This window comes from Candidatus Poribacteria bacterium, from assembly GCA_028820845.1.
GTDB lineage: Bacteria > Poribacteria > WGA-4E > WGA-4E > WGA-3G > WGA-3G.
Map to the genome: position 1 here is coordinate 1 of JAPPII010000048.1, position 11,487 is coordinate 11,487.

Consider the following 11,487-nt stretch of genomic DNA (forward strand, 5'->3'; position numbering starts at 1 on the left):
CGTGATAACATTAAGAAAACTGAAATTGCCTATGTCCAAAACTACTTATTGCGATTTTTTATTTTCCGCCCCTCGGCAGCATTTGATAGATTTAACAACCGTTTGGGGTCAGGATCAAAGCTAATCCTTGGTTGTCTCACATTGTATTAGCATGAGACAAACTGAACCGAAGTAGAAACACACAAAAGGATATTCTACATGAAAATTCGAGTTACTGATAGGAATAAGCAACAAGATGAAATCTGTTTTGAAGATATTATGGACATCTTAATTGTGCCTTATGGCGACGAGAGAATTCGTTTGCAGATTTGGGTGGATACTATTGACAGAAAAGATTTATATGTCGCAGAGAATGATATATCCTATCTTCTTTTTTTATTTTTCCATTGCGAGCGCCGAGGCAACAAACGTCCTGAAGTTGGAACGGCTGGCAAAACTACTGAATTTGAAGAAATTTTCACTGAGTTTAGAAACGTCTATTTGAGGTATCATGAGCAGTGTATTCTTGGCTTGTAGAGTAACTTTCTGTTCCAGCCTGTCTCATTCTGCCTCAACATAGGAGGACTTTATGAATCGCATACTTGAACGAATTACGTTTATGGTTATCGGAGCACTCATCGCTAGCATCACATACCTTGTTGGAAACGCCGACCGCGGGGCAGAAGCACAAGAGGGCGTAGTACGAGTAAAACAAATAACACGGTTCGATAGAATTGAAGTTTCGGAAATCGTCCTGAAAAACGAGAATGGAGAGATATTTCTCGGCTTTAAGAAGGACGACACGGCAGAAGGTGATCTAGTACCAACAATTGAGCTTGGTGCGAAAGGTGACGATCTCTCTGGTGGAGGTAGGATAATCTTGCGGGTGGAGGATAATGCTGCCAAAGTCAGAGTTACCACAGTTGTCCCTCCATTCGAGAATATGTTATCGGAGGGGATAAGGCTGCTAACAACAGGTTCAATCCGTCAGGCTGACATACCGGCCACAGCAGCTATAAAGGTTGGAGACAACATACTCAGCTTCGAACAAACAAAAAAGTAACTTACAACCAATACCATATTGGGTCAACATGCGACAAATTGAACCAAAGTAAAAACGCGCGAAATGCCAAAAAACCTCAATCACTGAAACTGTCAAATTCGTATCGGTTTCAAAATCAACGCTCCATCGTGCCTGTTCCAAAGGCAAACTATCAGTCAAGAAAAATGTGAAAGGCAGGTAGAGCGTTGATACTACCAAACTTCATCCGTTAGTTTGTTTATTGCATTCTTTAAAGGAAAGATAACTGTGACTTTTGCAAATCGACACGTCGGTCCCCGTTCAGAAGACATCGAACTGATGTTGACGACGCTCGGCTATTCTTCGATGACAGATTTTATCGAAGACGTTGTACCATCGGACATTCGGTCATCGTCAGCCTTGAGTTTAGATGGAAATGTGGGTGGTTCAAAGTCAGAACCGGAAGCACTTTCGGCATTAAAAGAGCTTGCGTCCGAAAATCAGGTTTTCCGTTCTTTTATCGGAATGGGATACTACAACTCCTTTGTCCCGCCAGTGATTCAACGGAACATTCTGGAGAACCCAGGCTGGTACACGCAATATACACCCTATCAAGCCGAGATCTCACAGGGACGTTTGGAAGCACTTCTTAACTTTCAGACAATGGTCATTGACTTAACAGGCTTACCCGTTGCGAACGCCTCACTTCTTGACGAGGCAACAGCTGCCGCGGAAGCGATGGGAATGTGTGTTGCAAATGTACCGCAGCAGATCAGTCGAACTTTTTTTGTATCAGAAACGTGTCATCCACAAACGATCGCTGTTCTACAAACACGCGCTGAACCCCTCGGCATTGAATTACAAATCGGGGACCACCGTGATGTCAATTTTGACACACCGATCTTAGGTGCCATCGTGCAATATCCCGCCACAGATGGTGCGATTTACGATTATCATCCATTTGCTGAACAGGTGCATGCCGCTGGTGGATTATTTGTTACCGCCACAGACCTGTTAGCACTCGTCCTATTAAAGCCTCCTGGTGAATTCGGGGCAGACATTGCTATCGGCAACTCGCAACGGTTTGGCGTTCCGCTTGGATATGGCGGGCCCCACGCAGCTTTTCTCTCTACACATGAAGAGCTTAAACGGAGTATCCCCGGACGGATTGCAGGCGTATCCCATGATGCAAACGGCAAACCGGCTATCCGTTTGGCACTCCAAACACGGGAACAACACATTCGGCGGGAAAAAGCGACGAGTAACATCTGCACGGCGCAAGTGCTACTCGCTGTTATGGCGGGGATGTATGCGGTTTACCATGGACCGACAGGTCTTAAGCACATCGCGGAACGCATACATTCGCTCACCTGTACCCTGCGTGCTGGACTTGAAGAAAGGGGCTACACTACAGGTGAATACCCGGCTTTTGATACGCTTTCTGTTACCGTTCCAGAAGGAACAGCGGATATTCTAACTTCTGCCAACGCGAGACAGATAAACCTGCGGGCGATTGATACAACACACATCGGCATCTCCTTAGACGAAACAACGACATCAACAGATGTTGAAGAACTCCAACAGATTTTCGCGGAAAACAACACCAAAAACAACTTGATGTCGGGAAGGGAAAACTGGAAAGCGGAAAAGGATGGGGACACAATCTTCCAGTCTTCCAACCCTCCATCCATCCCTATAGAACTCCAGCGAGAAACCTCCTATCTAACACATCCGATTTTCAACAGTTATCATTCCGAAACTGAGATGCTCCGCTATATCCACAGACTTCAAACCAAAGATATCTCTCTTGTGAATGCAATGATACCACTGGGTTCCTGCACGATGAAACTCAACGCTACGGCGGAAATGGTCCCAGTGACATGGCGCGAGTTCGGTGAACTCCATCCGTTCGCCCCGCGTGAACAAGCGAAAGGTTACGAGCATCTCTTTTCGCAATTGGAGACGTGGTTAGCCAAGATAACAGGTTACAGCGGTATCTCATTGCAACCGAACGCAGGTTCACAAGGCGAATATGCCGGACTGTTAGTAATTCGTAAATATCACCAGAGCCGGAATGAAGCACATCGCAACGTCTGCTTAATCCCGACCTCTGCTCACGGTACAAACCCAGCAAGTGCTGTAATGGCAGGCATGCAAGTCGTCGTCGTGGCGTGCGATTCGGAGGGAAATATTGATCTTGAGGACCTCCAAGCGAAAGCAGATAGGCATCGTGAGAACCTCGCCGCTGCCATGATTACGTATCCATCAACGCACGGAGTCTTTGAAGAGAAAATTCGCGAGATTTGCGACATTGTTCATCAATCGGGTGGACAGGTCTACATGGATGGTGCGAATCTGAATGCCCTCGTCGGTATCGGACGCCCTGGGGATATCGGCGCAGATGTTTGCCACCTGAACTTGCATAAAACCTTCTGTATCCCGCACGGTGGTGGTGGACCGGGGATGGGACCGATTGGTGTCAAAGCACATCTCACAGACTTTTTACCGACACATCCACTTGTCCGTGTTGGTGGTCCAGCGGGAATCGGGGCTGTATCGGCAGCACCGTGGGGAAGCCCTGGAATTCTGCCGATCTCTTGGGCATACATCGCTATGATGGGTGCGGATGGACTTAAATCGGCAACAGAAGTTGCGATCCTCAATGCCAATTACATAGCAAAACGGCTCGCAGGACACTATCCTGTGCTTTATACTGGGAAGTGCGGCTTAGTCGCACACGAATGTATCATTGATCTGCGTGCTTTCAAAAAAAGTGCTGATATAGACGTAACGGATGTCGCAAAGCGTCTGATGGATTACGGATTCCACGCCCCGACTGTCTCTTGGCCCGTGCTCGGCACGATGATGATTGAACCGACAGAGAGTGAATCGAAAGCAGAATTGGATCGTTTCTGCGATGCGCTGATTTCAATACGCGAGGAGATAACAGAGATCGAAACCGGGGCAGCCGACCGAACAGATAATGTCCTAAAAAACGCGCCACATACAGCAGAAGTGGTTGTCCAGTCGGGATGGGAGCACCCATATTCACGTGAAAAAGCGGCGTTTCCGAAGCCGTGGGTACGTGACGCTAAATTCTGGCCCCCTGTGGCACGCATTAACGAAGTTTATGGAGACAGGAATCTTATGTGTGCCTGCCCACCACTTGAGGAATACGAATCTGATAATTAACAACCGATAATGATAAAACATGAAAGCAATAATTATAGGTGCTGGAGAGGTCGGATTTCATATCGCCAAACTCCTCACCGCCCAAGCGAACGATGTTGTGCTCATTGACGAATCCCAAGCCGCTTGCGACCGAGTGAATGAGCAGTTGGACCTACAGACGCTACGCGGATCGGGAGCATCACCCCGCCTCCTTAAAATCGCTGGTATCGACGAAGCAAATCTGATTATCGCCGTTACGAACAGCGACGAAATTAATATGCTCGCCTGTCAGATAGCCGATAGATACAAGGTTAGCACAAAAATAGCGCGCGTTTCAAGCCCTGACTATTTCTCTATAGAAAGCGATCTGACCCCGAAGGATTTCGGAATTGACCTTATGGTGAATCCCGAACACCTTTGTGTCGCTGAATTTGTCCGACTTTTACAGGTCCCTGAAGCACGAGAGATTGTCGATTTTGAGGACGGTAGGGTCCAACTTGTCTCTTTTCGGATTAAGCAGTCCAATCCGTTAATTGGTAAATCGCTCGCCGAATTAAACGCGAATGGTCTCCTTAACGATATCCGATTCGCTGCTATCAGTCGCCCAGGACATCCCTCCAATAATGGACATCCAATAAATAACGGCAATCGACACATTATCATTCCAAGAGGCAGTGACGCGCTGCAACAGGGTGACGAAGTATTTGTCATTGGCAGTGCGATAGCAGTTGAACAATTGCTGCGTATTAGCGGCATCGCGTTCCACCAGCAGCTGGACCGGGTCATTATTGTAGGTGCGAGTCCTATTGGTATCGAACTCGCACGTGTGCTTGAAGAAAGAAATACCAACGTCAAACTGATTGAAGCCGATCCAGAGAAGGCGGCATTAGCATCCCAAAGCCTAAAACGCACAACCGTTTTGCAAGGCAATTATCTCCAATTCAGGCTCCTTGAAGAGGCGGGGGTAGACGAAGCTAACGGGTTCATCTCGGTCACAGGGGACGATGAAGACGATATTATGGCATGTATGACGGCGAAAGAGAACGGGGCGCAGCGTGTCCTTGCCCTCGTTCAGCAGCCCCGCTACCTCCCATTGTTAGCACGCATTCCCAGACTCGATGGGGCAGTCAGCCGGCATCTGACGGTCGTCAGTAATATTCTGCGCCTTATTCGCCGTGGACATATCATCTCCGTGGCTTCACTTCACGGAATAGATGCAGAAGTCATCGAGATCGTTGCCGGTGTTAACTCGAAGATTGCTCATAAAGAACTCGTCTCTTTTAAAGCAAAATTCCCAGAAAATGCCTTTATCGGCGCGATTATCCGACGGGATAGACTCATTATTCCGACGGGACAATCTGTTATCCAACCCACAGATCGCGTTATTGTTTTCAGCTTACCAGGGGCAATTCCGGTTGTCGAAGACCTCTTCGCAGAACGCAGAGATTAAATGAGCCTTAAATTAATCTTCTACACGCTCGGTAATTTGCTTATCTGTCTGGCAGGGACGATGCTGTTCCCTTTAGTGGTCGGTATCTACTATCATACAACGGCAGATGAAGTCATACGGACTGATGTGGATGCTTTTGTCATCTCATTGATAATCACGCTCATTGTGGGTCTGATTCTCCGCTTCAGTTTCCGCGCACGGCACGAAGAACTCGGTATACGCGAAGGTTTCGCTGTCGTGGCTATGGGTTGGGTAACGGTTGCACTCTTTGGTTCACTTCCGTATCTGCTAGCGGGCGTATTTCATATCGCAGAACGCTCACCGTGGATAGCGTTTTCCTTCTGTTATTTTGAATCCATGGCGGGGTTTACAACAACCGGTGCGACTGTCCTGACAGAAATTGAAACCCTCTCCCACGCAATGCTCTTCTGGCGTAGCTTCTCACACTGGCTTGGTGGTATGGGGATCGTTGTTCTGGCTGTTGCGATTCTGCCGCTGCTCGGTGTCGGTGGCATGCAGCTTTTTCGCGCCGAAGCACCGGGACCCGAAACCGATCGTCTCACACCCCGAATCACGCAGACCGCCAAGTTGCTCTGGGGCGTTTATCTGCTACTCTCTCTCCTTGAAACAGCTCTACTGATGTTGGGAGGAATGTCGCTGTTTGACTCACTCTGCCATACCTTTGGGACTATGGCGACCGGCGGATTTTCAACAAAAAACGCCAGCATCGGTCACTACGATAGTGTTTATATCGACATGACCATTAGTTTCTTTATGTTTCTTGCTGGTACTAATTTCGCACTTCACTATCGCGTGCTCCGCGGTGATTTCAAAGCCTATTTTCGAGATACTGAATTTAAGTTCTATTGTATCGTCATTGCTGTGAGCATTACCCTCATCTCGTGGAATACCATCAGATTTCAGGTAAATGGAGATATACCTTACGATTCGATGTGGACCTCACTCCGCTATGCCACGTTTCAGGTGATGGCAATCATCACAACGACCGGTTACGGCACTGCTGATTATGAACAGTGGCCCGCTCTTTCCCAGTTCATCTTAGTAACACTCATGTTCTACGGTGGCTGTGCAGGTTCGACAGGCGGTGGCATGAAACAGGTTCGGTTTCTCCTCCTCATCAAACAGAGCGGTGCTGAAATCAAACGCCTTATCTTCCCGCATGCTGTGCTGCCGATTCGGGTGAATGACCGAGTTGTTCCGCCCGAAGTGATGACGAATGTTCTGGGTTTCTTTTTCTTTTTCATCGGAATTTTTGCGATTGTAACCTGCATCATGACAACTTTAGGACTTGACCTTGTTAGTGCTGCGGGGGCAACGATTGCGACCATGGGCAACATCGGTCCCGGTCTCGGTAGCGTAGGCCCGACGGATAACTACGCCCATATTCACACCACTGGAAAATACGTCCTGTCCTTCTGTATGTTGCTGGGACGCTTGGAACTTTATACCGTGCTAATTCTTTTTTCACCGAATTTCTGGAGAAGGTAATTTATGAACACCGATAAACTCCGTAGAGAATACAACGCACACGACGGAAACTTACTTGAGCAGAACGCTTCACTGGATCCGTTTGAACAGTTTGAAAAATGGTTTGCAGATGCAGTCGATGCGAAACTCGACTTACCAGACGCGATGACGTTAGCGACTGCTACGCCACAAGGTGTTCCCTCTGCTCGAATGGTCGTGCTTAGAGGCTTTGACGCAAGAGGTTTCTGTTTTTACACGGATTATGAGAGTCAAAAAGGACGGGAACTTGCGGAGAATCCAAATGCTGCCTTAGTATTTTATTGGCGGGAACTCGATCGTCAGGTACGGAGTACTGGGACTGTTAAAAAGATGTCACCTGAGAAATCAGATGCCTATTTCGCAAGCCGTCCAGTGAGCAGTCAATTGGCTGTGTGGACGGAACGTCAAAGCCTTGTTATCAGCGGACGGGAACACCTCACAAAAGGTTACCAACGCGCAGAACAGACGTATTCACCCGATAGAATTCCGCGTCCGTCGCATTGGGGTGGATACCGGCTTGTGCCAAACCTGTTTGAATTCTGGCAGGGCTGTCCGAGTCGCCTCCACGACCGTCTCTGCTATAAGCTGCAAAGTGATGGAACATGGAAGATGACGCGTTTGTCTCCGTGAATTTTACGTATCATTGTCAGCTGCTTTGTTTTCCGTGTTTGCGGAGTTTGGTCATAGCGGTTTTCTCGATTTTAGAAACCCACTCATGAGATTTTCCAAGTCTCCGACCTACCTTACGAAGACTCAGCAGAGAACCATTAAATCCGTATCGCAAGGAAATTACTTCCTTTTCAATGGAGGAAAGCTTTGAGAGGAGTTGAGACACCGTCAGCTTGTCTTCTATCTCAACAAATCCCGGATCTATGCTGCCAATCGTATCGCTTAGCGTCTCCTCTTCTGGCGAGTCAGCAAGTGGGGCATCCAGACTCTCAAAGGTCTGTTCTGCACATTCACGAAAACACCTAACTTGATCAACCGAGCATTGCATCTCTTCCGCAATTTCTGTGTCTGTCGCACTTTCACCCAGTTTCTGGGAGACGCGGCGAAATTTATTCACTGAGCGGCGTAGTAGGTCTGGGAGATGAAAAAACGTTTGCGTCTTGTTCAGGTAGCAGATGATCTCGCCCAAGATAAAATGCCGGGCGAATGTTGCGAGTCTACCACGGGAAGGAGAATATCGGTTTACCGCTTTGATAAGTCCTATCACACCTTGATTGAAGAGATCTTTGACATCAACGCCATAACCAGAAAGGCTGAATGCCAGCGATCTCACAAGCCGCAGATGCGAGAGTACGAGCCGCTCACGTGCTTCATCTGTGCCGCGAAGGGCACATACTTGTTCCTCCTCAAGGTTCAACATCGGGGTGGAAGAAATCAGACGTTCAAGTTTCGGATAAAGTTGGTGAGAGTAAGAGAAGTGGTGTTTGGTATTCATGACTTGCTCCTTGCTGGAAGTAAAGGAACAAGTTCGTTAAGAGCTTATCCTTTACCTCTTAATACATACATACATAAACTTCTTTTGGAATAATTCAGGTTGTCTTTTTGTGCGGAAGATACCTACATTCTCTCCAAAATTTGACTTGATGCTACCTCACTCATAACGGGATTAAGAAAAGTATACTACAATTGCGCAAAAATTATCAAATTTTATTGAATTTTATTTTTCCACTTTTTTTCAAAAAAAAAACGATCCTATTCTCTTCAGCATCTGATCCAGTTCTGTCCCGCGAACAAATCAAAGAAGGGATACGGTGTGACCATACCCCTTCTTTTTTAACGTCTATCAGTCTTGAGGATATGTTTAACCTTAGACACATCTCTCTAACGGCACGCTTCCTCACTGGCACTGCGAGTGTATGTAACCTCATTTGAATTGTAGACATACGTTGTGCCATGAGATGTATGCTCATCTACTGTAACATCTTCGCACACCCATACCTTGGGGCCCGGGTATCCGTAGGGCCAGTCATATCCACACACCTCAATAGTTTTTTCGGTATCAGGTGGATGGTCTATCGATGCTGAATTGGTGGTTGTCCCAGTAGTTGTATAGAGAAGCGTGCCATCCGAACAGTAATAGTAAGCCGTATAAGGTTGAGAGTACTGGTAGTTGTCATCCGCTATAACTTGGTTTGTCAGAAACAATAAAGGTGCAGCGGTTGTAAAGACAAATACCAGGAGGCTAAAGCCCGTAAAACATTTTTTTCGCATTTTGTTCTCCTTTGTAGGGATGAAAAGGGAAACGTGGCTCACACATCCGCTCGATATGCAGTTTCATGCAGTTCCCCTTCGTGGGCAGTAAAATTCGGGCAACTGCCAGATATCCAAGTAGGCAACTCGCCTTTGGATCCTATGATGAGTATAGTACTCACATTCCGTGATAAAATAGAAAGTTTTATTCTTCATTATCGACATCTTCATCACCCATCGCCTTTCGGAATTCTTCGAGTTTGATACGGTTTTCTTCAGTCGGAGAAAGAAAGAAACGTGCTTCTAGGGCAGCAAGGCGTTCAGCAGCTGTGATGTGGATCCGGAGCAAGACTTTTCGCAAAAAGTCAATATAGATATGCACTTGTGGAATATCGCCGTGGTTTTTGATGAGCCGTTCTTTTTGGATTTTGATGTATAACTCGGGATCTTCCTCCCTGAGTTTATCCTCATCCACGGTCTCTGGGCCTGGCTGATTTGGGATGTTCCAGGCTTCTTCAAGGGCCCGCCGATTGTTTTCATTCGGAAAGAGACGGTAGTGTGCTTCAAAATAAGCAACGTACAACTGATGCGATATCTCAAAACCCGGGTTCCGTTTAAACTCTATGATGTAGCGAACTTCCGGGATGTCCCCAAACTGTTTAAGGAGTGTGGCGTGGTTATATTTTTCTTGCCATTCTTGAGAGAGGTCCATATTGTGCCAGTTCGGAAGAATCTCCAGATTCATAAGTTCTTCAACATCTTCGTTCGTCAATTTTACCCATCCATCAGGATAGTCAGAAGGAGATATGTTTTCCTCCAGCGGAAACAGGGATTCGTATGTTTCAGTTTTGTTTGTTACTGGGTTGTCTGTCTCTGCACAACCTAAAAAGAAAATAAAAAAAGACAAATAGAAGAGGTTTACAAGTAAAGTAAGGTAAACTTTCATTTCATATCTCCTATTATTCAAAGATAATTTTGTGTCCGGATGCGATTGCTTTTCGTAAGTTGTTTAGCGTTTGCTGGTTCTGTTTATTCGGAAAGAGATAGTAGTGTGCTTCAAGATAGGCGGTATATTCCTCAAGTGTTGGAGGTATACCTTGCGCTGCCTTTAGCTCGTACTCACCAATAGCTTGAACCTCGAGAGTATCTCCGAATTGTTTGATGAGTTGGGCATAAAGATATTCAGCGCGTAACTCAGGATCTTCCGTTTTGTACCAGTCTCGGGGCGGATAGGTATCATCAGGGTCAGTAATTTCTTGCTCCGGATAGGTTTGCTCCCAAGGATCCACTTTGGACGATGAACCCTCAAACACATAACCCTCTTGCCAGGTATACTCACCCCCGCTGATGCCACCTTCCGCCGCGTCGGAGTGCGGGGTAGTCTCATAGGAATGATCGTGACTGTGGTCATAGTTGTGCGGCGTAGCGACATCTGTTTCTCCCATGTTTGGCTTTGTGAGACTCGGTTTAGAGTCAGGTATTACCGCCTTATAAACTCTCATGGGTGGAGGCGGAGGTTTGGGATTAAAGAATCCGATACCTGCTATGATTAAAGCAACAAAGACAGCAAGTACCCAGAACCACTTTCGTTTGAACATCAGAAAACCTCCTTGCAATCGGTCAACCTAAGAGATTCACAAATCAAATGCGTTCATAATACAATTCGGCTCGTCCTAATAGTGCCTCGTCAACTTTGAAGCTATGGGTTTGTTTGCAGTCGTACGATTTACTGAGTTTCTCTACCATCTACTTTTATATATGTGTTAGAATCTTCAATCTGTCAACTTTTTTTATTTTTCATATTTTCAGATTGCGTGTCTCCCAGAAATACATCCCTCCCGAATGGTAGTGTTTCAAGGCTTCGCTGTAAAGTAAAAACAAAGGGCACTTTACCTTAATGACATAATTTCTTATGAGACTCCAGAACATAATTTCTTATGAGACTCCAGACGCAGGCATCCGCGATTCAGACAACTGAAAACTGAATGCTCCTATCTGTAGATTGGAAAAGTTTGACACGCATTTTCAAGGGTGCTATAATTTTGAATATTAACAAGTACACGGAGAATAGTTTCTTTACGTTTGTAGTAGGTAGTGTTTACATTGTGTAAGTTATTGACATTTTTGTTAGGTTTTGGTA

At 46.4% G+C, this 11,487-nt stretch carries 10 protein-coding genes; 6 read left to right on the forward strand and 4 right to left on the reverse strand.

The genetic code is table 11. The features are described from left to right. Positions 1-198: 198 nt before the first annotated feature. The 6 genes from OXN25_11005 to pdxH all read left to right on the forward strand — a co-directional run bounded on the left by OXN25_11005 (position 199) and on the right by pdxH (position 7,778). Positions 199-516 carry a hypothetical protein gene (locus OXN25_11005; protein MDE0425388.1) on the forward strand — a complete coding sequence of 106 codons (318 nt, stop codon included), beginning with the start codon at positions 199-201 and terminating at the stop codon, positions 514-516. A 52-nt stretch (positions 517-568) separates the two neighbouring features. After that, positions 569-1,042, forward strand: coding sequence for a hypothetical protein (locus OXN25_11010; GenBank protein MDE0425389.1), 474 nt, complete (start codon positions 569-571; stop codon positions 1,040-1,042). Between the two features lie 213 nt (positions 1,043-1,255). Continuing rightward, positions 1,256-4,192 (forward strand): aminomethyl-transferring glycine dehydrogenase, encoded by a 2,937-nt coding sequence (gcvP, locus tag OXN25_11015; protein ID MDE0425390.1) that lies wholly within the window; start codon positions 1,256-1,258, stop codon positions 4,190-4,192. Between the two features lie 19 nt (positions 4,193-4,211). Next, complete coding sequence (gene trkA, locus OXN25_11020; protein MDE0425391.1) at positions 4,212-5,621, forward strand: Trk system potassium transporter TrkA; 1,410 nt, start codon at positions 4,212-4,214, stop codon at positions 5,619-5,621. Continuing rightward, entirely contained in the window at positions 5,622-7,130 is a 1,509-nt protein-coding gene (locus OXN25_11025; protein ID MDE0425392.1) for a TrkH family potassium uptake protein, read from the forward strand. A gap of 3 nt (positions 7,131-7,133) precedes the next feature. Further along, on the forward strand, positions 7,134-7,778 hold the full coding sequence (pdxH, locus tag OXN25_11030) for a pyridoxamine 5'-phosphate oxidase (protein ID MDE0425393.1): 645 nt from the start codon (positions 7,134-7,136) through the stop codon (positions 7,776-7,778). A gap of 16 nt (positions 7,779-7,794) precedes the next feature. On the opposite strand, the gene OXN25_11035 is transcribed toward pdxH, so the two are convergent. The 4 genes from OXN25_11035 to OXN25_11050 all read right to left on the reverse strand — a co-directional run bounded on the left by OXN25_11035 (position 7,795) and on the right by OXN25_11050 (position 10,945). Then, positions 7,795-8,592 (reverse strand): sigma-70 family RNA polymerase sigma factor, encoded by a 798-nt coding sequence (locus tag OXN25_11035; GenBank protein ID MDE0425394.1) that lies wholly within the window; start codon positions 8,590-8,592, stop codon positions 7,795-7,797. 386 nt (positions 8,593-8,978) lie between these two features. Continuing rightward, a complete protein-coding gene (locus OXN25_11040) occupies positions 8,979-9,368 on the reverse strand; it encodes a hypothetical protein (GenBank protein MDE0425395.1) in 390 nt (129 codons plus the stop codon). A 184-nt stretch (positions 9,369-9,552) separates the two neighbouring features. Continuing rightward, positions 9,553-10,293 (reverse strand): hypothetical protein, encoded by a 741-nt coding sequence (locus OXN25_11045; GenBank protein MDE0425396.1) that lies wholly within the window; start codon positions 10,291-10,293, stop codon positions 9,553-9,555. Between the two features lie 13 nt (positions 10,294-10,306). Next, complete coding sequence (locus OXN25_11050; GenBank protein ID MDE0425397.1) at positions 10,307-10,945, reverse strand: hypothetical protein; 639 nt, start codon at positions 10,943-10,945, stop codon at positions 10,307-10,309. Positions 10,946-11,487: the final 542 nt, after the last annotated feature.